The organism is Streptomyces sp. PT12 (assembly GCF_003311645.1).
In the GTDB taxonomy this organism is placed as follows: domain Bacteria; phylum Actinomycetota; class Actinomycetes; order Streptomycetales; family Streptomycetaceae; genus Streptomyces.
The window spans coordinates 1-24,431 of record NZ_QEST01000179.1 but is presented as its reverse complement, the minus strand read 5'-3'; the positions used below and the strand labels follow the sequence as shown (position 1 = coordinate 24,431).

17 protein-coding genes and 2 pseudogenes are annotated in these 24,431 nt (G+C 72.7%); 9 read left to right on the top strand and 10 right to left on the bottom strand.

Translation table 11 applies throughout. The features are described from left to right. Window positions 1–9 precede the first annotated feature (9 nt). Both DEH69_RS19675 and DEH69_RS19670 read right to left on the bottom strand, forming a co-directional pair. The gene (locus DEH69_RS19675; protein WP_369008275.1) at window positions 10–1,308 is read right to left on the bottom strand and encodes an NAD(P)/FAD-dependent oxidoreductase; all 1,299 of its coding nucleotides are present in this window, start codon (window positions 1,306–1,308) and stop codon (window positions 10–12) included. Between the two features lie 11 nt (window positions 1,309–1,319). Next, window positions 1,320–1,994 carry a haloacid dehalogenase type II gene (locus DEH69_RS19670; RefSeq protein ID WP_113688300.1) on the bottom strand — a complete coding sequence of 225 codons (675 nt, stop codon included), beginning with the start codon at window positions 1,992–1,994 and terminating at the stop codon, window positions 1,320–1,322. Between the two features lie 174 nt (window positions 1,995–2,168). Here DEH69_RS19670 and DEH69_RS19665 point away from each other — a divergent pair, with 174 nt between their 5' ends. From DEH69_RS19665 to DEH69_RS19655, 3 genes are all read left to right on the top strand, one after another. Next, a complete protein-coding gene (locus DEH69_RS19665) occupies window positions 2,169–2,792 on the top strand; it encodes an FAD-dependent oxidoreductase (protein WP_258534799.1) in 624 nt (207 codons plus the stop codon). 83 nt (window positions 2,793–2,875) lie between these two features. Then, a complete protein-coding gene (locus DEH69_RS19660; protein ID WP_113688298.1) occupies window positions 2,876–3,607 on the top strand; it encodes a GntR family transcriptional regulator in 732 nt (243 codons plus the stop codon). A gap of 94 nt (window positions 3,608–3,701) precedes the next feature. Continuing rightward, window positions 3,702–4,742: a vWA domain-containing protein gene (locus tag DEH69_RS19655; RefSeq protein WP_113688297.1), complete on the top strand. Its 1,041-nt coding sequence runs from the start codon at window positions 3,702–3,704 to the stop codon at window positions 4,740–4,742. Between the two features lie 30 nt (window positions 4,743–4,772). On the opposite strand, the pseudogene DEH69_RS19650 reads toward DEH69_RS19655, so the two are convergent. Beyond that, window positions 4,773–5,480, bottom strand: a pseudogene (locus DEH69_RS19650) (gfo/Idh/MocA family oxidoreductase); the annotation flags it as partial. Between DEH69_RS19650 and DEH69_RS19645 the strand changes: the two are divergent. Continuing rightward, the gene (locus DEH69_RS19645) at window positions 5,388–6,071 is read left to right on the top strand and encodes an SDR family NAD(P)-dependent oxidoreductase (RefSeq protein WP_309302875.1); all 684 of its coding nucleotides are present in this window, start codon (window positions 5,388–5,390) and stop codon (window positions 6,069–6,071) included. The pseudogene DEH69_RS19650 and the gene DEH69_RS19645 overlap by 93 nt on opposite strands. On the opposite strand, the gene DEH69_RS19640 is transcribed toward DEH69_RS19645, so the two are convergent. Genes DEH69_RS19640 through DEH69_RS19630 form a run of 3 tightly spaced genes read right to left on the bottom strand, consistent with a single transcriptional unit; the run spans window position 5,977 to window position 8,883 of the window. After that, a complete protein-coding gene (locus DEH69_RS19640) occupies window positions 5,977–6,633 on the bottom strand; it encodes a response regulator transcription factor (RefSeq protein WP_113688294.1) in 657 nt (218 codons plus the stop codon). The genes DEH69_RS19645 and DEH69_RS19640 overlap by 95 nt on opposite strands. Further along, the gene (locus DEH69_RS19635; RefSeq protein ID WP_220131304.1) at window positions 6,612–7,721 is read right to left on the bottom strand and encodes a hypothetical protein; all 1,110 of its coding nucleotides are present in this window, start codon (window positions 7,719–7,721) and stop codon (window positions 6,612–6,614) included. The genes DEH69_RS19640 and DEH69_RS19635 overlap by 22 nt, the downstream gene beginning before the upstream one ends. After that, window positions 7,714–8,883 carry a sensor histidine kinase gene (locus DEH69_RS19630; protein WP_258534798.1) on the bottom strand — a complete coding sequence of 390 codons (1,170 nt, stop codon included), beginning with the start codon at window positions 8,881–8,883 and terminating at the stop codon, window positions 7,714–7,716. Before DEH69_RS19630 ends, DEH69_RS19635 begins: the two co-directional genes overlap by 8 nt. Before the next feature lie 261 nt (window positions 8,884–9,144). Between DEH69_RS19630 and DEH69_RS19625 the strand changes: the two genes are divergently transcribed. The 3 genes from DEH69_RS19625 (at window position 9,145) to DEH69_RS19615 (ending at window position 13,353) form a co-directional block, all read left to right on the top strand. Further along, a complete protein-coding gene (locus tag DEH69_RS19625; RefSeq protein WP_258534797.1) occupies window positions 9,145–10,092 on the top strand; it encodes a peptidoglycan-binding protein in 948 nt (315 codons plus the stop codon). A 164-nt stretch (window positions 10,093–10,256) separates the two neighbouring features. Then, the gene (locus DEH69_RS19620; RefSeq protein ID WP_113688342.1) at window positions 10,257–11,144 is read left to right on the top strand and encodes a peptidoglycan-binding protein; all 888 of its coding nucleotides are present in this window, start codon (window positions 10,257–10,259) and stop codon (window positions 11,142–11,144) included. Window positions 11,145–11,376: 232 nt separating this feature from the next. Then, window positions 11,377–13,353, top strand: coding sequence for a tetratricopeptide repeat protein (locus tag DEH69_RS19615; RefSeq protein ID WP_113688293.1), 1,977 nt, complete (start codon window positions 11,377–11,379; stop codon window positions 13,351–13,353). Here the strand turns inward: DEH69_RS19615 and DEH69_RS19610 are convergent. After that, window positions 13,350–15,005 (bottom strand): translation initiation factor 2, encoded by a 1,656-nt coding sequence (locus tag DEH69_RS19610; protein WP_113688292.1) that lies wholly within the window; start codon window positions 15,003–15,005, stop codon window positions 13,350–13,352. The genes DEH69_RS19615 and DEH69_RS19610 overlap by 4 nt on opposite strands. Window positions 15,006–15,197: 192 nt before the next feature. Between DEH69_RS19610 and DEH69_RS19605 the strand changes: the two genes are divergently transcribed. Beyond that, window positions 15,198–15,650: a hypothetical protein gene (locus tag DEH69_RS19605; RefSeq protein WP_113688291.1), complete on the top strand. Its 453-nt coding sequence runs from the start codon at window positions 15,198–15,200 to the stop codon at window positions 15,648–15,650. A gap of 390 nt (window positions 15,651–16,040) precedes the next feature. Here DEH69_RS19605 and DEH69_RS19600 read toward each other — a convergent pair whose 3' ends face one another. Next, on the bottom strand, window positions 16,041–16,289 hold the full coding sequence (locus DEH69_RS19600) for a hypothetical protein (RefSeq protein WP_220131303.1): 249 nt from the start codon (window positions 16,287–16,289) through the stop codon (window positions 16,041–16,043). A gap of 195 nt (window positions 16,290–16,484) precedes the next feature. Here DEH69_RS19600 and DEH69_RS32915 point away from each other — a divergent pair. Further along, window positions 16,485–16,718: pseudogene (locus DEH69_RS32915) on the top strand (MMPL family transporter); the annotation flags it as partial. Between the two features lie 506 nt (window positions 16,719–17,224). Here DEH69_RS32915 and DEH69_RS19590 read toward each other — a convergent pair. Then, window positions 17,225–20,098 (bottom strand): helix-turn-helix transcriptional regulator, encoded by a 2,874-nt coding sequence (locus DEH69_RS19590; RefSeq protein WP_258534795.1) that lies wholly within the window; start codon window positions 20,096–20,098, stop codon window positions 17,225–17,227. Between the two features lie 446 nt (window positions 20,099–20,544). Then, on the bottom strand, window positions 20,545–24,431 hold a 3,887-nt coding region (locus DEH69_RS19585), incomplete at its 5' end, for an SDR family NAD(P)-dependent oxidoreductase (protein WP_113688289.1).

The following is a 24,431-nucleotide window of genomic DNA, read 5'->3' as shown; positions in this document are numbered from 1 at the left end:
CCCTTCGCGTCAGCTGACGGCGTCGAGGAACTTGTAGAAGGCGCCCGCCGGCGGCAGGAACCACGGCGGCCCGACATGGCCAGGCACGGCACGGAACGCCAGGTCGCGCCACGGGTTGGCCGTCGGCTCCCCGGCGAGCACCCGCGCCAGCACCTTCCCCATGTGGGTGGCCATCTGCACCCCGTGCCCGCTGTAGCCGACCGAGTAGAAGACGCCGTCGCGCTCCCCGGCGTGCACCATCCGGTCCAGCGTCATGTCCACGAGGCCGCCCCAGCAGTAGTCGACCCGCGTCCCGGCCAGGACGGGGAAGACCTCCGTCATGGCGTGCGTCAGGATGCGTCCGCTGCGCAGCCCGCGGTCGTGGTGGGAGGCGGAGAACCGCGCCCTGCCGCCGAACAGCAGCCGGTTGTCGGGCGTGACGCGGAAGTAGTAGAGCAGGTGCTTGCTGTCGGAGGCGACGCGCCGACGGGGCAGCAGCTCATCGGCGACGGCCTGTCGCAGCGGCTCGGTGACGATGATGAAGCTGCCGACCGGCACGATCCTGCGGCGCAGCCACGGGATCAGCCCCCCGGTGTAGCCGCTGGTGGCGATCACCACCTGACCGGCGCGGATCGTGCCCCGGTCGGTGCGCACGTCGTGCGCGTGGGGGCCGCGCCTGATCAGCTCCCTGACGGGGGCCTCCTCGTGCAGGCACACGCCGCGGGCCGCCGCGGCCCCGGCGAGACCGGCCGTCAGCCGCCCCACGTGCACCCCGGCGCCGAGTGGGTCCACCATGGCGCCGTGGTAGTAGGAGCTGCCGATCTCCTCGCGGATGCGGGACGGCGGCACCAGGCGCACCTCCTGCCCGGCGAGCGAGCCCATCAGCTCGGCCGAGGCCGCGAACTCCCGGTAGTGCGCGGGCTTGCAGGCCAACGTCAGCTTCCCCGACCGTTCGAAGTCGCACGCGATGCCCTCCTGGGTCACCAGCTCCTCGACGGTGTCGATCGCCTCGTTGTACGCGCGGAACATCGCGGTGGCGGGCCCCGCGCCGTAACGCCGCACGGCGGTGGCGAACGAGATCGCGAGCCCGGTGGTGGCCATGCCGCCGTTGCGGCCCGAGGCGCCCCAGCCGACGGTGTGCGCGTCCACCAGCGCCACCTCGGCCCCGCGCCGCGCGAGGTGCACGGCCGTGGACAGCCCGGTCAGGCCCGCGCCGACGACGACGACGTCGGCGCGGGATGGCAGTTCGGTGCGCCGGAAGTCACCCGCCGGTTCGGCGGTGTCCAGCCAGTACGAGACGAGCTTCATGGGATCTCCCCCGTATCTCATGGGTCGGGGCTTCACAGGCCGAGCAGCGCGGGCAGGCCCGCCAGGTCCTCGGTCTCGGCGAACTCGTAGAACGGCACGGAGGGGTCGTAGCCGCGGTTGACATAGACCTTGTGCGTGATCCGCAGCTCATGGGCCGGGATCAGGTCGTACCAGAGGTGCGAGGAGACGTGCAGGATCTCCTCCCTGCCCACGTCGAGCTGGTCGAGCAGGTACTCGAACGCCTGGTATCTGGGCTTGTACGCGCGGGCCTGCTCCGCGGTGAACACCCGGTGGAAGTCGGCGCCGAGCCGGTCCACGTTGTGCGTGAGCATGGCGTCGGCGGCGTTGGAGAGGATCACCAGCGGGTAGGCGGCGGACAGCGTGGCCAGCGCCGCGGGGACCTCGGGGTGCGGCCCGAAGGAGCCGACCGCGTCGACGATCGCGTCGGCGTCCGACGCCCGGTACTGGATGCGCCAGCGGTTGCAGGCGCGCTGCCATGAGTCGCGCAGCACGCGCTGGTAGGGCTTGTAGGGGCCGAGCACCTCGTCCATGCGGTAGGCGCGGAAGTCCTTGACGAAGAGGGGGACATCCTCGGGGGCGACGCGGCCCTCGATCAGCGGCAGCACGGCCGGGGCCATCGGGAAGGTGGTGAGGGTGCCGTAGCAGTCGAAGGTGATGTATTTCGGGGTGAATCCGGTCAGTCGCATGGCGTGTGGTCTCCTCGCGCTCGTGGTTCTTGCGCTGCGTTGTCCTGGCGCTGCGTTGTCCTGGCGCCGCGTTGTCCTGGCGCCGCTTCGCGGCTACGAGCGGCCCAGGGTCACATCGGCGGTGACGGCGTAGCGGGCGAGCGGGTCGTCGACGAAGCCGCTGACGGAGGTCCGGTGCGCCGCGTAGGTCTGCTCGTGCACGATGAACGCCGTGACGGCCTCGTCGTCGTCGCCCCCGGCGCGCGGGCCCGCGACGTCCACCCCGCGGCCCGGGCGACCGTGCTGCCGCGGCGCCTGGTCCAGGGCTGGTACCTGCCCGACGACGTGCGCGCCTACGCGCCCGGCGCGTTCCCCGTCTTCGACCGCGTCGGCGACGTCACCGCCTATGGCTTCCCCACCGTCGACGGCGCCACCGTCAAGATCGGGATCTACACGGCGGGCCACCCGGTGGTCCACGACACCGACCATGTGCCGCTGACCGTGGGCCGCGGCCTGCTCGATCACTTCCACGCCACCGTGTCCCGCTTCTTCCCCGGGCTGCACCCCGACCCGGTCGCCACCACGGTCGGCGTCGAGGGCTACACGACCGACGGCCAGCCCCTGCTCGGCCCCGCGCCCGGCACCCCGAGGATCCTGCTCGCCTGCGGCTTCTCGGGGGCGGGCTTCAAGTTCGCGCCCGCGATCGGCGACGTGCTCGCCGACCTCGTCGACGAGGGCGGCACCGCCCGCGACGTGCGCTTCCTGGCCCCCGACCGCCCCCTGGCCCCCTGGCCCCCCGAGGCCCTGACCCCGGCGTGAGCGCGGGGACGCTGCGGTAGGATCGACGGGTCTTCACCGGCAGAGGGACTGACAGAGGGCTGGACGGCAGAGGTGGACGGCTCATGACGGCCTCGGCGCACGGCGTCGGCCAGCGCGCCACCGCGACGGACAGCGCCCACCAGCACCTCAAGCACCTCATCCTCACCAGCGAGCTGGCCCCCGGCGAGGAGCTGCGTGAGGTGGCGCTCAGCGAATCCACCGGCTTCGGCCGCTCCCCGGTCCGGGAGGCCCTGCGCCGCCTGGTGCAGGAGGGCTTTGTCGAGGTGCGGCCCCGCCGGGGCTACCGCGTCGCCACCGTCACGCTGGCCAGTGTCCGCGACCTGTTCGAGATGCGCCTGCTCCTTGAGCCCGCGGCGGTCGAGCTGGCGGCGCGGCGGGCGCCGCGCGAAGAGCTCGAGGCGCTGCACGCGCTGGCCCACCGCACCTATGTGCCGGGGGACACGGCGAGCTACGAGACGTTTCTCCAGGACAACCGCGAGTTCCACGTCCGCATCGCCCGCGCCAGCGGCAACGAGCGGCTGGCGCGTTCCCTTCAGATCCTCCTCGAGGAGATGCAGCGGCTGTTCTTCATCGGCCTCGGCGACCGCGACAGCGCGTCGGAGATGATGCACGAGCACCACGACCTGCACGACGCGCTGCTCGCCAGGGACGGCGACCGCGCCCGCGCCATCGTGATCGCGCAGATCGAGACCACCCGCGGCCGGGTGCTCGAGGGCCTGATCACCCGCAGCGACCACCCGTCCCGCGCCGCGGCCGGTGTCGTCCTGGCCGACACCCGGCTCCGCCACCCCTGACGAGGTCTCAGCCACCGACCAAGATCGATTGTCAGTGGCGGGTGACACGATAGGCGCACCGAGTCGGGGAAAGCCGGGGAGAAGGGGAGCTTCCATGTCCGGAATCCAGAATTACATCAATCATGTCGCCCTTGTGCTGGACGCCAGTTCGTCGATGTCCCATCTGAGCCGCAAGGTCGTCGAGGTCGCCGATCAGCAGATCGCCTATCTCGCCCGCCGGTCGAGGGAGCTGGACCAGGAAACCCGCGTCACGGTGTATGTCTTCTCGGACACGGTGCGGTGCGTCATCTATGACAAGGACGTGCTGCGGATGCCGTCGTTGAAGCAGCTGTACCGGGTGGGCGGGATGACGGCCCTGCTGGCGGCCACCCTGAAGTCGCAGCGTGAGCTGGCGCAGACGGCTCAGCTCTACGGCGACCACAGCTTTCTGACGTTCGTGCTCACCGACGGACAGGAGAACGCGAGCCACCGCGGCCCCGAGGCCCCCGCCAGGGATCCGCGTGAGCTGGTCAGGAGTGTGGCCGAGCTGATCGAGACGCAGGAGGACAACTGGACCCTGGCCGTCCTCGTGCCCGATCAGATGGGCAAGCGCGAGGCCACGCAGTGCGGTTTCCCCAAGGACAACATCGCGATATGGGACGCCACGAGCACCCAGGGGCTCGAGGAGGCCGGGCAGGTCATCCAGCAGGCCACCGAGAAATTCATGGTGGGCCGCACCAAGGGCATCAGGGGATCGCGGGCGGTGTTCTCCGTGGGGGCGGAGGCGGTCAACAAGACCACCATCGAGGCGGCTGGTCTCGCCCCGGTGGATCCGTCGAAGTACCAGCTGATCCAGGTGGCTCGTGACGCGGCGATACGCGACTGGGTCGTCGAATGCGGCCACACCTACCGCACCGGTGGCGCGTTCTACCAGCTGAGCAAGTCGGAGAAGATCCAGGCGCGCAAGCGGATAGCGGTGCTGGAGAAGAAGACCGACCGGGTGTACACGGGGCCCGAGGCCCGGGCCCTGCTCGGCCTGCCGGACGTGGAGGTCCGCGTGAAGCCCGACCACAACGACGACTTCACCATCTTCGTGCAGAGCACCAGCGTGAACCGAAAGCTCGTGGCGAACACACGACTGCTGCTGATGCTCTGACAGCGAAGAACGGCGCCCGGTGGGTGCGAGTCACCCGGCGGTCGGCGCATCCCCGAAGTCGTCGATGCGCAGCCGCTCGCCGCCGCGCGGCGCGGACTCGTGCGCGACGATGCCCGGGAGCGTGTACCGCGCCGCCACCCAGGCGTTCACGCTGGGCAGCCGCCGCCCGTCGACGGCGGTCACGAAGTCGTCGACGAGAAGGTGGTGGCTGCCCATGTGCCCGTTACCGAGGCCGATGAACGCCTTGGGGAGGCGCGAGATGTCGTGCACCGGAGCGTGCCCTGAGACGAAGGAGTCGCACAGCTTGGGGTCGACGCCCGCCAGGACCGCTTCGTCCTGTCCGGTCGCCTCGCCGGGACGGACCACGTCCGACACGTCGCGCAGTTCGCCGGAGCGCTCGTGCCACACGGTCGCCAGGGCGCTCTGCTCGAGGATTCCCTCGGTGCCGTAGTACGTGAAGCGGGATTCCGGCACCCCTTCGGCGAGCCCCACGCGACGGAACTCGTTGGTGCGCAAGCTGCCGCCGTCGGCGGTCTCGAAGAGGGCCGAGGCGTTGGAGAAGTCGTTGCCGAACATACTCACGGACGTGTCGAAGACCCCGTCCTGTCGCCGGTCCCGGATGCCGATGGCGCTCACGCTGATCGCGTGCGTGCCCCAGGCGCCGAGCACGCCACCGAGCGCGTGGGTCGGGTACTTCAGGGGCGGGAAGCTCGCGGTGCACTTCCAGTCGGCGCCGCCGGGGGGCACGGCCGTGGCGGGCGCCGTCCGAAGAACCGAAGAACCACGGAGGAGTCACATGAGTACAGTCGCACCGGGACCGACCGAACGACAGGTGCCGGACATCATCGCGGGCGGTGGGCTCGGGTGAGGGTGCTTGTCACCGGCTCCACACAGGGCCTCGGACGCCTCGCCGCCGAGGCCCTGCTGGGCGAGGGCCACCGTCTCGTCGTCCACGCCCGCGACGATGGTCGCCGCGCCGCGCTGGCGGACCTGCTCTCACGGGGCGCGGACGAGGTCGTGGGCGATCTCGCCGACCCCGAGCAGACCCGTGACATCGCCGACCAGGCGAACCGTCTCGGGCGGATGGACGCGGTGATCCACAACGCGGGCGTGCTCTCAGGGGCGGCGATCCTCCCGGTCAACGTCGTCGCGCCCTATCTGCTCACCGGGCCGCCCCCGCACCGCGCCCACCCGCGAGACTCTGCCGCGCTTCGCCCCCGAACGAGGGCGCGTGTCACAGGTCGTCGAGTCGCACGAGGCCGTCCTGGATCGCCCGGGCCAGCAGCGCGGCCTTGGTGGGGGCCTCCCGGCCGCTCATCGCGTACTTGACCCGGATGTGTTCGAGGTGGGTGTTGACCGTGTGCGGCGAGATGCCAAGGCGTTGGCCCACGAGCTCCTTGGACTCGGACTGGAACCACTCGACCAGCACCTCGGTCTCGCGCGCCGACAGGGTCGGCCGGTTGGCCGAGCGGTCACCGGCCAGCGCCCCCGCCAGCGAGGGCGGGGTGTACGCGCGGCCCACCGCGGCGGCGGCCGTGGCCTGCAGGAGGTGCTCGGCGCCCTCGGCCTTCGTCAGGTAGCTCAGGGCACCCAGCTCCAGGCACCGCAGGGCGATCTCGTCGTCCGCGCGCATCGAGTAGACGACGACTCGGCGCCCCGTCTCGGCCAGCCTGCGCAGCTCGCCCGTGGCCGGAGTCGGCCCGCCGAGGTGCAGGTCGAGGATGACCACGTCGGCGGTGGCGCCCTCCCCGGTCCACGCCACCCGGACGTCGTCACCCGAGGCGGCGACCCGGATCGGCGGGGTCCCGGCGGACAGCCACTGGGCGACCCCGGCGCGCACCGCCGGATGGTCGTCGATGATGACCGCGCTCAGCGACGTTGTCTGCGCCACCTGGCCTCCATCCGCAGGTGCTCCCCGAAGACGCCGCACTCGACCTCCACCGCTCCGGCGGCCGCGGCGCCCACGCCGAAGCCCACGTCGGCGTCGGCGTCGGCGACCACCGCGACGCGCACCTCATCGTCGGTGCGCAGCACGCTCACCCTGGCACGGCCGCGCGCCGCCGACAATGCCGCCACCACCGGCCCGGTCAGCTCGTGGCGTACCCGAGGGGGCACCGGCACGGCCGCGCCGCTGACCGCGAACGACACGTCGACGCCGCGCCGTTCGGCCGCGTCGACGCACGCGGTGACCTCGTGCACCAACGGGTCGGGCACCTCGTCGTTCTCGGCGAACAGCCTGCGCAGCTGGGTCGCCGCCAGCGCGCACCGCCGCTGGGTCTCGCTGTCGCGCGGATCGAGTTCGCCGTCGGCCAGGCCCGCCAGCAGCGGAAGCGTCAGACCCAACTGCCCGGCGAAGTCGCTGCGTTGTCCCCGTTCCCACCGCCGCGCCGTCAGCACCCTTGGCAGCAGCCGGTCCCGTTCCTCGGCCACCGCCCACGCCTCCTGGGTCAGCCGGCGCAGCACGCGGGTGATCACCACGACCGCCAGCTGGACGTTGACCGCGCCGAACGCGGCGGCGCCGGCCGCGCCGAGCGCCGCGCGGTCCGGCACCCCCGCCGACAGGAAGAGCCCCACGCTCGTCGCCAGGTGCGCGGCCAGCACCGTGACCAGCACCCGGACCCGGTCAAGCAGCAGCAACAGCAGGTGCCACCCCACTAGGCCGAACGACCAGTCCGGCGCCTGGAAACGCCGGTCCGGCTCGACCGCGACCATGGCGCAGCACGACGCCGCGAGCACCACTGCCGTGCCCGCCACCGTGAACGCCATGGGGAACGGCCTGCGCCGCGGCACCCATGCGCAGGCGGCGGCGGTGACGCAGGCCAGGGCGACGAACGCGGCCACGGCCAGCCACCGGTGGCGGTACTCCTCGGTGAGCAGGGGGCGCAGGGAGAGGCCGAACTGGAGGACCGCGGTGGCGCAGAGCAGAACGATCCGCATCGTCGCGTGGACGTGGTCGGCCGCCGCACGCCGCTCACTCACCGGGCCACACCATCCGCACGGTCGTCCCCTGGCCGGGACGCGAGGTGACCGTGGCGCCGCCGCCCGCCGCCGCCATGCGCTCGACCATCGAGCCCCGGATGCCGCGCCGGGAGCGCGCCACCTCCTCCGGGCGGAACCCCGCGCCGCGGTCGGACACCACGACGACGACCCGGTGGCCCGTGCCGCGCACGCTCAGCTCGGCGCGGTCGACCCCGGCGTGCCGTTCGACGTTCACCAGGGCCTCGCGCACCGCGCGCACGAAGGCGAGCGTCACCGAGGCCGGTACCAGGGGGACGTCCTTCGCGCGGACATCCACGGCCAGGTGGGCCCGGGCGACGACGGTGCGCAGCGAGGCCGTCAGGTTCACCGGACTGTCCTGCGCGGTGGCCCCGCCGGCGGCACCGGTGAGCACCGCGAGGTCGCGCCGGGCGTACTCGGCGACCCGCTCAGGGTCGGTGTCCCGCCCCTGCACGGTCACCAGGAGGAAGGTCGCGGCCGCCGTGTCGTGCAACAGGGCGAGGTACTCCCGTTCCCGCCGGTGCCGCGCCAGTGACACGGCCTCGGCGCGGGCGAGCGCCGAGCGGCGCTCCCGCAACGCGTCCACGCGCCTGCCGGATCGGCGCAGCAGCACGAACCCCAGGCGCGCCAGCAGGCATTCGAACAGCAGGCGCGGCACCACGGTGCCGACGGCGCCGGTCCCGGCCACCGCCAGGTCGACCGCGAGCAGCCCGGCCGTGACGGGCACGGCGACCCTCGGCGACCACTCCCACTGGAGCGTGATCGCCGTGGTGGTCAGCATGTTGAGCGCCCACAGGTTCGGTGGTCCTCCGGTCCACTCCTGGGTCGCGCACATCGCCACGACCCGCACCACGGCGACCGCGAGCGACAGCGTGGCGCCGCGTCCCGTGAACCCCGCCCAGCAGTCCACCGCGGTCCCGGCGAGCACCAGCCCGAACAGCGCGCACCCCAGCGGCAGGGTCCCGTCGGGCACCGCGAGCAGGCCGAAGAAGGAGATGACCACCACCGCGACCCCGCGCACCGGAGGGGCCAACCGGTGGGCGGACGCGAGGAACAGCGCCTCGACGCCGCCCGGTGGGGGGTGCGGCGCCTCGTGCCTCACCGAGCCGGTCGGCGCGACGCCGCGGGGTGCAGACCCGGGCATCGGATCACCGTCCTCCCGGGTTGCACCGGCCACCTCACCTGCCGGGCATCGGGCACGAACTCCGGCGAGCCGGGACTATACCGAAGCCATGGGAAGCCATGGGAAGCCATAGGAAGTCATGGGAAGTCATAGGAAGCCATAGGAACGGCTTCCCCCGCCGTGGCGCCGATCCGGCCCCCGGTGTCGGTCGAACGCCCGATGCCGCAGGGCGCGTCCGTTGCTACCTTCGGCGCGCCCTGTTTCTCGACACCGGGAGTTGGCTTGATATCAGGAAGACGAGTCGGCCACGCGTGGGTCGCCGTGGTCACCGTGTGCGTGGCCGTGGTGGCCTCCCTCGGCCTCGCGCAACCGGCGACCGCCGCTCCGAGCTGGCCGGTCATCGGCAATGGGTCCTCGGGCTCCGATGTCACGAGCGCGCAGTACCTGTTGCGTAGCCATGGTCACGACATCAGCGCCGACGGCGCGTTCGGCCCCGCGACCGAGAGCGCCACCGTGGCCTTCCAGCGGTCGCGCGGGTTTGCGGCGGACGGGATCATCGGCGCGCAGACCTGGCCGGGGCTGATCGTCACCGTGCGCGAGGGTGACAGCGGCGACGCGGTTGCGGCGGCGCAGACGGCGCTCAACAAGCACGGCTACGGGCTCGCGGTGGACGGTCAGTTCGGTCCGGCCACCGCGTCGGCGGCCACCTCGTTCCAGAGCGCCAACGGGCTGGCCGTGGACGGCATCGTCGGGCCCCAGACCTGGCAGAGCCTGCTCGGCAGCGGTGGTGGCGGTGGTGGTGGCGGCTACTCGCTGCCCATCCCGCGCGACACCCTGTCCCGCGGCTACTACCAAGCGCCGCACCACGACTACCCGGCGCTCGACCTGCCGGTGGGCACCGGGACCCCGGTGTACGCGGTGCGCTCCGGCGTGGCGAACCAGATCAACAACGACCGGTGCGGTCTTGGCTACCAGGTCGCGGGCGACGACGGCGCCACCTACTACTACTGCCACTTCTCCGCGCACGGAGTCGGCTCGGGTGCCCGGGTCGACGCGGGGACCCAGCTGGGTTCGTCGGGCAACACCGGCAACTCCACGGGTCCGCACCTGCACCTGGAGATCGTCGCGGGCGGCGTGAACCGCTGCCCGCAGCCCGCCCTGCTGGCCGTCTACGACGGGGCCACCCCGCCCGCGCCCGGCGACCTGCCGACCAGCGGCTGCATCGAGTGACACCCCCCCCCGGGGCCCCGGCGGGCGGGGCGCGGCGACCTGCCCGCCGGGGGCCCAGGAACCCACCCCCACATCGACTCCGACGAATCCACCGATCTCACCACGGGGAGCCTCGGTTGAACGCGAGAACACTGCCCACGAAACCAGCCACCCACCGCGTATGGATCGCGCTCACCGCGCTGTGCGCCGCCCTGGTCGTCTCCCTCGGCCTCGCGCGGTCGGCCTCCGCGGCACCGGCATGGCCGGTCATCGGCAACGGCTCGACCGGGGACAACGTCACCACCGCCCAGTACCTGCTGCGCGATCACGGTTACGACATCTCGGTCGACAGCGACTTCGGCCCGGCGACGGAGAACACGGTCGTCGCCTTCCAGCGGTCGCGCGGGTTTGCGGCGGACGGGGTCATCGGCGCGCAGACCTGGCCCGGGCTGATCGTCACCGTGCGCGAGGGTGACAGCGGCGACGCGGTTGCGGCGGCGCAGACGGCGCTCAACAAGCACGGCTACGGGCTCGCGGTGGACGGTCAGTTCGGTCCGGCCACCGCGTCGGCGGCCACCTCGTTCCAGAGCGCCAACGGGCTGGCCGTGGACGGCATCGTCGGGCCCCAGACCTGGCAGAGCCTGCTCGGCAGCGGCGGTGGGGACGACGGCGGCGGCTGCGTGGTCCCCGCCGAACCCGATCCCGAGGTGCTCGGCATCGTCTACCGGACGGGCGTCGAACTCGGCGTCAGCGACAAGGTGTTGCTCGCCGGGTTCGAGGCGGGCGTGGTCGAGTCGAACATGAACAACCTCGACTGCGGCGACCGCGACTCGCTCGGGGTCTTCCAGCAGCGCCCATCGCAGGGCTGGGGGACGCCGGAACAGATCATGGACGTCTCCTACGCGTCGAACGCCTTCTTCACCCCGGCCATCGAGGTGGCGGCGAACAACCCCGACCTGACCGCGGGCCAGGTGGCGCAGGCCGTGCAGGTCTCGGCCTACCCGGACCGCTACGACGCCGCCGAGGCCACCGCCCGCCAATTGATCGAACGCGCCAGGGAGTTGAACGGCTGACGCCCGGGGCGATGAGCGGCGTCGGCGGTGCGGCGCCAGCACCGCGAGAAGACGGCGGTCCTTCGGCTTCGGCACCGCCGACCCCTCCCGCACACAGGGATGGTCGCGACGCACCTCTCGGGTGCGGTCTGGTTCGCGGCGGTGGGTGCGCATAGGGTGAATCCGGCGGGTGGTCTGATCGCCCGTCGTCGACGCCGCGTTGAGTCATTGTCACCTTCGAAAGTCCGTGCCCATGCCCTTTCAGATCCCGCCCGAGCCGGTGTACTTCGCCGATCGGCGGGAGGAGCTGGCCCGGGTCTCGGGCCTGGTCGAGGACTGGCGGCTGTCGTCCCGGGCGCCCTGTGTGGAGCTCGTGGGCGTCGCGGGGCTGGGGAAGACGGAGCTGGCCTTCCACATCGCCCGCGTGCTCCGGGACCGGTTTCCGGACGGGGTGCTGTATGTCGACCTCGACGACCTCCGCTGGGACGGGGCCGTGGATGTGGCCGACGCGCTGGGGGAGTTGCTGCGCGGGCTGAACGTGTCGCCGGAGTGGCGGGAGCGGGAGCTTCGGGATCGGCGCAAGCAGTACTGGTCGCTGACCGAGGGCAAGCGGCTGCTGGTCATCGTGGACAACGCCCGCTTCGGGTCGGAGGTCGTGCCGCTGCTGCCCGGGTCGGGGGCGAGTCTGCTCGTGGCGATCAGCCAGGGGCGTCTGTACGACCTGGACGGTGGCGCGGGGGCGGACGTTCCGCTGTCCCCTCTGGAGGGGGAGGACGCCGCTGAGCTGCTGCGTCGCCTGGTGGTCGACGATCCCCGGTTCTCCGCCGAGCCGGAGGCCGTGGCCGGGCTGGTCCGGCTGTGCTCCGGGCTGCCCGTGGCGGTGCATGTCGCAAGCCGCTGGGTGCGGAGGTTCCCTCGCCGTCCCCTGGCCCGGCTGCTTGCCGACCTCGAGCGGGAGCTCGGGGAGAAGGGGGTGCCGAACGTGGAGAACCTCTGGGACGCGGCCTACCGGGAGTTGGGCGTCAACGGGGCGCTGCTCTACCGGCTGCTGGCGGACGTCCCGGGTGGCACGTTCACCGCGGACGTGGCAACGGCCCTCCTCGGCCGTGGCCCCGAGGCCGCCGACGAGGCGCTTGAGGATCTTGAGCGATCGGGGCTGCTGGACGGCAGGCAGCGGCGGATGCGGCTGCCCGAGCTGCTGCGCGCGCACGCCCGACGCCGGGCCCGGCAGGACGGTGACGAGCGGGAGCGCGACGAGGCGCTGCGGCGGATCGTGCGGTGGTATCTGCGTCAGGCCCAGCGGGCCGATCTGCTGGCGGCGGGGACGCGTCTGACCGTGGCCGACCGGGTGCCCGAGCTCCCCGGATCCCCGGACGTGCCCTTCGACGGGCCCCAGGAGATGACGGCGAAGCAGCGGGCGTATGCGTGGCTGGCCGATGAGCGGCACGCGCTGTACGCGTGTGTGCGGCTGGCCCACGCGCTGGGGTGGGACGCCGAGGCGTGGGCCCTGTGCGAGCCGCTGTGGACGCACTTCCTCGACCACCCCGACCACGTCGACGCCATCGAGGCGTTCCGGACCGGGGTGCGGGCCGCGCAACGCGCCGAGGACGTCCTGGCCCTGGTCCGGATGCGCACGCAGCTGGCCCGTCCGCTGTGGGAGCTGCGGCGTTACGAGGAGTCCGCGGCCGAGGTGGAGCAGGCGCTGAGCGCGGCTGCCGCCTTGGACCCGGAGAAGCGGAACCGCAAGCTGGCGGCCTCCGCCCTCGAGGCCAGGGGCATGCTGCACGCGGCGCAGGGCCGCTGGGAGGCGGCGGCGGACGCGTACGAGCGGGCCCGCCTCGTGCACGAGGAGATCTCCAACGCCTATGGCGTCATGCTCCAGACCTACCGTCTTGGCGAGGCCGTTGCCGCGCTCGGCGACACGGAGCGCGCCGCGGCCCTTCTGGGGGAAGCCCACGAGGCGGCCAGGGAGTTGAAGCGCACGCGCATGACCGCCCGCACCGGCTTCGCCCTGGGCGGGGTGCTGCGCACCCTGGGCCGGAGGGAGGAGGCGCGCGGGCTGTACGAGGCCGCCCTTGAGGGCGCCCGGGACCGCGGGTCCACCTTCGACGAGGCCAGGGTCCTCGACGCGCTCGCCGAGCTGGCCGAGGAGAGCGGGAACGCGGCCGAGGCCACGACGCACCGGGAGGCGGCCCGCGCCCTGCGCGCGAGGAACGGCCGGTCCGTCTAGAGCTCGCGCGTGCCCTCGTCCGCGGTGGCCGCGGCGAGGCTCACGGCGAAGCCCCGGCCGCCGATGACGCAGGTCAGGTCGGCGGGAAGGCCATGCCGCCCCGGCAGCCACGCGTGAACCGCGCTGAGCACCGCGGCGGGATCGGCGTACAGGACGCGGCCGTTCTCCGTTCGTGGCTCGATGCGCACCGACACCGGCGTTCCGGAGCGGGTGCGGGCCACGCAGTGCGCGGGGGACAGGATGACCGCCGCCGTTCGGCATCCCGGGTAGTCGTCGAGGACGCGTGCCGTCCAGCCCTCGACGGTCCACGCCGAACGGTGCGTGGCCGCCGCGGGGGGCTGGTCCGCTCGGCGGTAGAGCAGTCCGGAGCCGCGGGCCCGGCGCTCCCCCGCGGTGCCGTGCTCGGCGGCGAGGTGGTGCGCGGGCGATGTGGTAGGGGCGGGCAGCCGCTCCACGCGGACGGTGGCCCCTTCGACGTGGACACGGACGGCGAAGGCGGCGGGCGTGCGCGGGGTGGCCGGGTGCGGCAGCGGCCGGGGCTCGACGGGTGCGGGCGGCGGGTCGAGCCCGAGGAGTTCGTACAGCTCGGCGCGGAGTCGTTCCAGGGCGTTGCCCTGCTCGGCGAACGCCGACCGCGCGATCTCCCGCCCCGCGCCGGGGCGGTGGGCGGCGAGCGCCGCCTCCAACCCGGTGGGGGAGTCGAGGCGGGGGCTGGACGCGAGGAGCCGCGCCATCGGGCTGCCGGGTATCAGCTCGTCGCCCCCGTCGTAGGCGGCGATGACCGGGCGATCAAGCGCGGCGGCGTACAGGGCCGTCGAGCCGTGGTCGGTGACCACGGCGTCCGCCGCGACGAGCACCGCGGCCCACTCCTCGAACGGGGCGGCCAGCAGCATCCCCGCCTCCAGCGCCGGGGCCAGGCACTCCACGAGGTCGAGGGTGCCGAGGCGGGCCCGTTCGTTGGGGTGCAGGATCAGCGCCAGCTGAAAGGAGTCGTAAGGAAGGTGAGCGGCGAGATCGAAGGGGAGCGCGGGGCGCCGCCGCAGAAGTGACTCCGGCCCCCACGTGGATGCCAGCGCGATCAGGGTGCGTGCGCCGGTTCCCAGCGCCGCGCGGTAGCGATCGCGGTGCGAGACGGAGGTCAGGATCCGTTCCAGGGTGGGGTCGCCGACGACGGTGGCGCGCGACGCGGCCTGAGCGCTGATCGAGGCCAGGCGGGTGACCTGACTGGGATGGGCGAGCGCGTGGAGGGAGGCCAGGGGGCGGTCGCCGGGCGCGAGATACGCGGGGTCGAGACCCGAGGCGGCCTGCGGAGTGCCCTCGTCGCTGATCGCCTTGCCGAATCCGGCCCCGTGCGGCAGCAGGACACGAGGCCCGCGCAGGGCCCTCAACTGCCCCTTGGGGCTCGCCGCGAGAACCACGTCGTGCTCGCGCCGCCGGGCCTCCTCCCACGGGATCGTGCGCCCACCGGCCTTCTCGACGGCCGCGAACGCCTCCAGGCCGAAGTCGGAGCCGGGCACCAGGGTGAAGGTCCGCTCGACGCGACCGTCCCCCGCGAAGACCGGAAGGACATCCAGGAGTCGGTTCAGCGCGGTCGCGGACCGAGCGGCGAAGAGCACCGCCCGTCGCCCGTCGCCCGTGGCCCAACTCTTCATTATAGCTGGGGACTTCCCGAGGGCTTGCTGGCTCCGTAGCTCGGCACTCGTGCGCGGGAACGGTTGAGGAGCATGAAGGGATCGTACAGCTGGGGTATTCGTCGGCATGTGTGAGTTCGTATGAGTTCACGAGTGCGGGAGATGTCCGCGATCGGTCGGCGCGTGCGGGCGTTCACGTGAAGAATGGGGCGTATGGGTGAGTGGGGAGTCGCACTGATCGCGGCGGGGTCGGCGCTCGCGGGCAGCTTGGTCACCGGCTGGTTCTCGCGCGCCGCAGGGAGTCGGCAGGCCGAGGCGGCGCGCCACGCGGGTGACCGCCAGGCCGACGCGCTGCTGGAAACGGTGCGGATGACCCTGGGGGAACAACGGGACGCCCGCGTACAGGACGTGCGGCGGCAGACCTATGTGCGGTTCCTCGAAGCCGCGGAGGGCGCGATCCTGGCGCGGCGGACAGGCGAAGGGCAGGCGAGCGCCCGCGCCGCCCTGCACCAGGCGCTCGCCGCGGTGGACCTCGAAGGGCCGGACGCCGTCGCGGCGGCGGCACGGGGATTCGTCAGCGGCCTGCGCGCCGACGAAGCGCCGGGGGACCTCGGGCGAGCACGAGAGACGTTCGCCGAAGCGGCCCGGGCGGCCCTCCACATCTGAGGACGGCGAGTGCTGGTGCTGGCGCAACACCGAACGAACCGCCGCCCTGAACGACTACCTCCACACATACAACTACCATCGCTGCCACACCGCGCTCGGAGGTCAACCCCCCACCACCCGCGTCAACAACCCCGCGGGCCAGTACAGCTCGGTCACCAACGCCTTGGACACCAGGCCAGCGCGGGTCTCGGCCGCCTGGTGCGAACCCCGGTGGGGGCGATGAGGACCTCGTCCCGGGGCGGGCCGCACTGATCTGCACGCGTGTCGGCACCGACCCACCCACCCGCGCGGGGCTGGCCGCGCTGACGTAAAACGACTTAGCAGATCGTGGGCGTAGCCACGCGACTCAGTGTTTCGGTGCGGTAAATCACCGCTGCGTTAGCTCTTGACTTAGCAGAAGCGCACCAGGGCGATGGGTGAGCCTGCGTCGGGCAGTTGGCCGTTCGACGTCCGAGCGGTGTAGGTGATCACCGCGGGGTGCGTGAGCAGGAAGAGCCGGTTGGCCGCGACGCCCTGTTTGCGCTCCTCAACCCAGCGGACCATGTCGGCCTGCGCCGCCGCATAGGGTACGTCTCCCAGGTCGACGCGCTCCAACCGCCAGTGTGAAGGTTGTTCCTCTGCGGATTCCGGCCGCCGCACCACTCGTCTCCTCGCTCATGATCCCAGTTCATTACAGTCCGTCCACAGCGACCTCCTTGAATCGGAGAGTTCGTGCCACCCCCTCAGCTATGCGCATTTCATGCTATTTCTTCAGGTTGCGTGTAGAGGGTATCCAGGTCAGCGGACAGCTGTGACGTGACCCAACGGCTGTTCGCCCTGATCTTCGGACTCTCCATGGACTACGAGGTGTTCCTGGTGTCCCGGATGCGGGAGCAGTACGACCAGCTGAACGACAGCCCAGCCGCCGTGGCGTCCGGGCTGCGGTCCATCGGCCGCCTGGTCGTGAGCGCCGCGCCGCTGATGTGCGTGCCGCTCGCGGCGATCGGGATGAGCGACGTGCTGACCATGAAGCTCTTCGGCGTCGGCATGGTGTTCGCGATCCTGGTGGACGTGCTGGTAATGCGCATCCTGCTGGGAGCGGCCGTCATGAAGCTGATGGGCAGGGGCGCTTGGTGGGCTCCGGGCCGCTTGCCCGTTTCTGCACGCGGTACGGCATCAAGGAGACCGACGTGCCGACCGACACCAAGGAGCCGGTCTCCGTCTCGGGCTGAATCCGGCGTGGGGCCGAAGTGCCTTCCCCGAGGCACTTCGGCCCCATAACCGTCTTCGCGCCGCGCCCTGACTGGTCCCCTGCCACGCCGAGCCGTGGGAGCCGAACAAGGGGTCACAGCGCGTGAGGCGCAGGTTGCGGGCGGCCGCCCGGAGGGCGTCGGCCATCTCGGCCAAGCCGAAGCCCCGACCGCAGGGCTGGAAACCGGTGGAGCAGGGCAGCGGCTCCCACGGGCCGCCCCGGCTGAGGGCGGGGGAGCCGTCGAAACCGTTGGGGTCGGGGACCTCCCCGTCACGGGAGGTGATGTGGGGTTCTCTTCACACAAACTGAACAACCTTATCAGCCGGGCCCGCGCCCGGGATCGTCAGCGGATGGCGTACTCCCCGGAGAGCGCGCCGGCCAACTCGCCGCGCGAGGCGATGCCCAGCTTGCGGTAGGCCCGGTTGAGGTGCCATTCGACGGTCTTGATGGTGACGAAGAGCGAGTGCGCGATATCCCGGTTGCTCTTGCCCTTGGCCGCCAGCTCGGCCACCTTGCGTTCCTGGGCGGTGAGGCCGTCCACCCCGGTGGCCTTGGTGATCCGGACCCGGACGCCCATGGCCGCGAGTTCGGCCCTGGCGGTCTTCGCCAGCCCCCAGGCGCCGCACGCCTGGGCGCGTTCCATGCCCCGTGTCAGCTCGGCCCGTGCCTGGTCCAGCCGACCGTCGACCCGCAGCGCCGTGCCCAGGTCGACGGAGGCAGCGGCGCGATCCAACGCGACCTCGGTGCCGGCCAGCACATCCACCGCCTCGCGGAGGAAGCCGACGGCCAGCCGGCCGGACGAGACCAGCCCGCAGACCCGCAGCGCGGTGGCGACCAGCCGGGGGGAGCCGAAGCTTCGCGCGTTGATCAGCCGCACATCGGCCAGGGCCCGCTCCTCGTCGGCGCGGCCCGCCCTGACCCGGACGAGGGCAGCCTCGCAGGCGTGGGCCAGCGCGGGAAAGCGCAGACCGTGCTCCTCCAGGAGTTCGCGTCCGCGCTCCAGTGCGGTGACCGCCGCGTCCGCCCTGCCCTGCGCGGCGTGCAGCCGCCCCCTGGCCAGGCTCAACGGCACCCGGAGCGGCGTCGACCAGCCGGACTCCCCGTGGTCCGCGTCGTACTGGTCGAGCAACGCCCATGCGTCGGTCGTTTCCTGACGCGCCGTCAGCACCTCGGCGAGGGCGGCGACGGCGTAACTGGTGGCGTCGTGGCCGTGGTTGGGCCCGTTCTGCTCCAGGGCCCGGCGGGCGTCGGCCTCCGCCTCGGCAAGGCGGCCGGACGCGGCACGGACCCAGGCCCGCAGGGCGTGCCCGGCGTGCGCGGCCAGTGTCGCGCCGCGCTCGGCCGCGCCGTCGACCAGGAAGGTGACCAGCCGGTCGGCGTCGTCGATCCGGTCGCACTGCACAAAGACAAAGGTGGCCAGGCACCAGGGGTAGACGGTGGCGTCGTGGATCGGCAGCGAGGGGCCTTCGGCGAACGTCTCCTGTAGCAGGTCGTCGGCGCGCGCCATGACCGCGCCGGCCGACTCGCCCCGGCGCAGCGCCTCCCAGGCCCGCTCGACCGCCAGGGCGTGCCCGAGGATCGGGTGGACCGGCTCCATGCCGCCCTTAGCGCACCGGAGTTGGGCGCGGCCGACCCGTCCGGGGCCAGCGGCGCCGCGCGCGGCGCTCAGCAGCGCCACATCCAACAGTGCGGCCTCCTCCGGGTCCTGTGCGTGTCTGACCTCGGCCCGCAGGGTCTCCAGCAGGCCGACGGCCTCCTGGTCGCGGCCGGCGGCGGTGAGCGCGGCGACCAGATCGAGCCCGACCCGGCCCCGGAGCGACGGGTCCTGGATGAGGTCGACCGCCTGTGAGAGGTGGTCGAGCCCGTCGGGCAGCTCGCATCGTAATTCGGCCTTGCCGAGATCGACCAGCAGGCTCGACAGGGTCGGTGCGGTCGGCGGTTCCTGGAGCGCGCGGGTGAGATAGGCCACCGCGGCCCGGTCGTCCCGTTCGGCGATGGCCTCGCGGGCCGCGTCGCGCAGCAGGGCGACCGTCTCCGGATCGCCGGACGCCGGGACCCGCAGCAGGTGTTGGGCGATATCGGCCACCGGTGCCTCGGTGGCGGCCAGCACCCTGGCGGCCCTGGCGTGGGCCACGTTTCGGGCGCTGACGCTGAGGTTGCGGTAGACGGCGGCCCGCACGATGGGGTGCACAAAGCGCGGCGGCACGTCGGGGCGCAGCAGCCCGGCGTCGGCGAGCGCGCCCTGCACCTCGGGGACCTCGCCCTGGTCGAGCCCGGCGATCTCGATGGCGTGCTTCAGATCGACCTCGGTGCCCAGCACCGCCATGGCCTCGATCAGGGCCGTGGCGGCCGGACGCAGCCGGTCGAGCCGACGTAGCACCAGATGGACGACCTTGGGCGGGGCGATCTCCGCGACCTGCGCCGGGGTGAGCCGACGCTCCTCGCGTTCGGTCACCGACAGCTCACCGACCAACTCCCGCAGCAGGAACGGGATTCCGCCGGTGGCGGTATGGCAGTCCGCCGCGTAGCGGGAGGCGGCGGCGCGGCCCAGGGTGGCGGCCAGATACTCGTGGACTCCGCCCCCGGACAGCGGGGCGAGCCGCAGCAGCCGCGCCGCCGGGTTGGCCGTGATGGCCCGGATGACCTCGCCCCGGTGGTCGCTCTCCGCCGGATCGGTGCTGATCGCCAACATGATGGGGCGGTCCTCAAGCCGGGCGGTGAGGTAGTGGAGGAATCCCAGAGAGGCCCGATCGACGAATTCTATGTCGTCGATCAGAAGGACGATCGGCGCGGTTTCGGCGATATGGACGCACATCCAGTAAAGGCCGTAGAGGTAGGAGTACTGCGCCTGGCCGTCGTCGCCGTCCAGCGCCCACTCCGCGCTGTAGTCGAAGAGCGGGGCGGCCAACCGGGCGGGGCCGCGCAATACCCGGCATCTTTCGTCCGGGCCGAGCGCGGAGAGCCAGTTGTCGAACAGCTGTCGAACAACGCCGTAGGGGAATTCGGTCTCGAACTCCAGACTGCGGGCCTGGAAGACATGGAACCCCTGCCCGCCGGCGCGCTCGCGCAGGGCGCCGAGCAGGGAACTCTTGCCCATGCCGGGGGCGCCCTCCAGCATGAGGAGCTGGCCGTGCCCGTTCGCGCAGCTCGCGACGGCGGCCTCGATGCCGGACAGTTCTCTATCACGTTCGAACAGCAGGACGTCTTGAGCGCGCAAGGCAACTCCCCCGGATTCCGTAACGCTCGGTTTCCGCCGCATGGGAACGCATGATGGTTGGTCGGACAGAAGCGTAACCGCGGAGTGCGGCGCGCACTTCTGTGCACATCATGTAAAGGATTCCATGCGGCGTGGCTGAAAACTGCACTTCCCAGTCACTGGTCGATACTTGCCTGCCCTGACTCTAGCTATGGTCGGCGGGGTCGTGCCAGCCCGCCGACTTTCCGTGACGATGATGCGCACATGCGGTAAGAACGGATAACGCCTTGGCGGCGCAACCCCGTTGGGCCAGCGTCACCTCTCTCGTCCACCGTGGCGTCACCTCAGGGTGGCGGGCGGCCGCCCCCGGCACCCCAGAGGTTCCCCCGGGGGTCACCCCAGACATTCTGGGGGCGGCCCCGGGAACGCCTGGGGTTGGTCGGGCCGGGGGCCGGGGCCGCCCGAGGTCAGTCGATCCCCAACTCCCGGTCGATCAGTGCGAACATCTCGTCGTCCGTCGCCGAGGCGACCTCCTCGTCCCTGGCCACCGGCGCGCCACCGGCCTCGGGGCCCGCCAGCTCCACCAGCACCTCGCGCAGCCGTTGCGCGACGGAGGCCCGCTCGGCCGGCTCGGCCGCGAGCCCGGCCAGGGTGGCACGCAGCCGCTCGATATCGTCCACCACGGAGCCGACGGTGACCCGCCGCTCCGGCAGCAGATCGGCGATCAGGCGCTCCACCAGCTGGGTCGGCGTCGGATGGCGGAAGACCACCGTGCTGGGCAGCTTCAGGCCGGTGGCGGCGTTGACCCGGTTGCGCAGTTCGACGGCGGTCAGCGAGTCGAAGCCCACCTCGCGGAACGGCCGGCCCGGCTCGATGTCCTCGGCGGTGCCGTGCCGCAACACGGCGGCGGCATGTGAGCGCACCAGGTCAAGCAGGACCCGCTGGCGCTCCGCCGGCGGCGCTTCCGCGAGCCGCTCGGCCAGCCCCGCCTCGCCGACGCCGGACCCGGGCGCCGCCTGGGCCACCCGTCGCCGGACCGTGCCGACCAAGCCCCGTAGCACGGACGGGAGTTGACCGGCCGCCGCCTGCTCGCGCAGCCCGGCCAGATCCAGCCGGGCCGCCACCAGACCGGCGCCGCCGTCGGTCAGCGCCCGGTCCAGGAGCGCCAGCCCCTCCTTGGCCTCCAACGGCGCGACGCCGGTGCGAGAGAGCCGACCCACGTCCTGGTTGTCCAGATGCCCCGTCATGCCGCTGGCCTGCTCCCACAGGCCCCAGGCCAGCGAGACGGCCGGCAGCCCACGCCGGTGCCGGTCGCGCGCCAACGCGTCCAACGCCGCGTTGGCCGCCGCGTAGTTGGCCTGCCCGGCGGTGCCGAGCACCCCGGCCACGGACGAGTAGAGCACAAACGCGTCCAGATCCAGTCCTTCGGTCAACTCGTCCAGCAGCGTGGCCGCCCGGGTCTTGGCCCCCAGCACCCGCGCCACCTGCTCGGCGGTCATGGCCTCGACGGTGGCGTCGTCCAGCAGCCCCGCCGCATGGATCACCGCGCCCAGCGGCCGGTCCTCGGGAACGTCGGCCAACAGCGCGGTCAGCGCCGCCCGGTCGCCGACATCGCAGGCCACCACCCGGGCCTCGGCGCCCAACTCGGCCAGCTCGTTGACGAGTTCACCGGCGCCCTCGGCCGCAGGGCCGCGCCGGCTGGTCAACAGCAGGTGCCGGACGCCGTGTTCGGCGACCAGATGGCGGGCCAGCAGCGCGCCGAGCGTGCCCGTTCCGCCGGTGATCAGCACCGTGCGGCCCGGGCGCCAGGGCCGGCGGTGGGTCAGCACCAGCTTGCCCAGATGGGTGGCGGCGCGCATCGTGTCGAACGCCTCGGGCGCGGACTCGATCGGCCAGCTGGTGATGGGCGGGGCGGCGAAGCTGCCGTCGGCGAAGCCGGGATCCAGCTGGCGCAGCGCGGCCGCGATCTCGTCCGGGCCCTCCGACATCAGATCGAAGTAGCGGTAGTCGACGCCCGGATACCGGGCCGCGACCGCCTCGGGATCCCGCACATCGGTCTTGCCCATCTCCACGAACCGGCCGCCCCTGGGCAGCAGTTCGAGCGAGGCGTCCGTGAACTCGCCGCTGAGCACGTTCATCACCACATCGACGCCCGCGCCGTCGGTGGTGGCGAGGAACCGGTCACGGAAGCCCACGTCCCGGCTGCTGGCGATATGGTCCTCGTCCAGGCCGAGTTCACGCAGCAGATGCTGCTTGGCCGGGCTGGCGGTGGCGAAGATCTCGGCGCCGAGCTGGCGGGCCACCCGCAGCGCGGCCAGCCCGAGGCCGCCGGTGGCGGCGTGGATCAGGATCCGGTCGCCCCGGGTGAGGCCGGCCAGATCGACCAGCCCCCGCCAGACCGTCAGATAGGTGACCGGCACCGCGGCCGCCCGTTCGAAGGTCCAGCCCTCCGGTATCCGGGTCACCATGCGGGCGTCGGCGACCACCACCGGCCCCATGGCCTCGGGCAGCAGGCCCATCACCCGGTCCCCGACGCGCGGCTCCGTCACATCGGCGGCGACCTCGACAACGGTGCCCGCGCCCTCGACGCCCACCCCGTCCAGCCCGGGCACCATGCCCAACGCCACTACCAGGTCACGGAAGTTGAGCCCGGCGGCGCCCATCTCGATCCGCACCTCGCCGGCCGCCAGCGGCGCCTCGGCCCGCGAGGACGGCCACGCCACCACGGCATCGCCGCCCCCCTCGGCGACCCCCAGGCGCCAGGGCCCGTCGGGCAGCGCCAGCCGCCGCCTGGTCGCCCTGGCCAGCCGGGGCACCGCCGCCTGCCGCCCGTTGACCCGGATCTCCGGCTCGTCGGTGCCCGCGACGGCGGCACTGGACACAAAGCCCGGGTCGGACACCGCGTGCACCAGGGTGAACCGCCCCGGGTGCTCGTTCTGCGCGCTGCGCACCAGCCCGCCGACGGCGGCCTGTTCCGGCCGGTCACCGGTGAGTGCGAAGACCAGCCGGGAGCCGGTCAGACGCTCGTCCGCCAGCCACTCTTGCAGCAGTGTCAGGGCACCGTTCACCGCCGTGGTGACCTCGCGCCCCGGCCGGACCGGCACCACGACGGTGGCGGGCGGCGGCGTCGGCAGCGCGGTCAGATCCGGGTCGGCATCGTCCAGCAGCTGCCAACTCGCCCCGGATGGCAGCGGTTCGACCTCGCCCGTCGGCACCCAGTCCACCCGGTAGAGCCCGTCGGCCGGGGACTCGGCGGCACCGGTCCTGGCGCTGCGCATCTCCAGCGCCTCGATGACGGCGGTGGCCCGGCCCTCGCCGTCGGCCAGCGTCACCGCGAAGGTGCCCCCGCCCTCAGGAGTGATCGTCACCCGCGCGCTCGAAGCGCCGACGGCATGGAGGGTGACGCCGGAGAACGCGAACGGCAGCGCCAGCCCGTTCCCGTCCCCGTCCAGCGCGCCCAACAGCGCGCCGTGCAGGGCCGTGTCCAGCAACGCCGGATGCATCCCGTGCCGGGCCGCCTCCGCCTGCTGGTCCTGGCCGAGCGCGACCTCGGTGAACACCTCATCGCCGCGCCGCCAAGCCGCTTTGACCCCCCGGAACGCCGGGCCGTACTCGTAGCCGAGGGCGGCGAGCCGTGGATACAGTTCGGCGATGTCGACCGGCTCGGCGCCGACCGGCGGCCAGGCCCCCGCGTCGGCCGTCGGCTCCGGCGCCTCGCCTGTGGTCAGCACCCCGGAGGCGTGCGGAAGCCAGGGCTCTTCGTCGGCCGCGTCAGCCGGCCGGGAGTGCGCGGTGAAGCTGTGCCTGCGCTCGGCCGCCGTCGGGTCCTCGGCTGCGGCCACGACCAGCCGCAGCCGCACCGCGCCACGTTCCGGCAGCCGCAGCGGCGCCTGCAACGTCAGCTCTTCGAGCCGTGCGCAGCCCGCCGACTCTCCCGCGCGCAGGGCGAGTTCGACAAACGCGGTGCCGGGCAGCAGCACCGTTCCCGCCACCGCGTGGTCGACCAGCCAAGGCGAGGTGGCGCGCGACAGGGTGGCCACCAGCAGCGCCCCGTCCCCGTCGGCGAGCGGCACCACCGTTTCGGCCAGCGGATGGTCCCGGGTCTCGGCGCCCGCGACCGGGGCCGTCATCCAGTAGCGCTGCCGCTGGAACGGGTACGTCGGCAGATCCACCGGGCGCGCCAGCGGATGGACAGCGGACCAGTCGACCGCACCGCCGTGCACATGCACCTCGGCGAGGGAGGTGTGGAAGCGGTCGGTGCCTCCGTCGTCGCGGCGTAGCGTGCCGAGGGCCCGTGCTTGGGTGTTCTGGGTGTTCTGGGTGTTCTGGGTGTTCTCGGTGATTTCGGCGATTG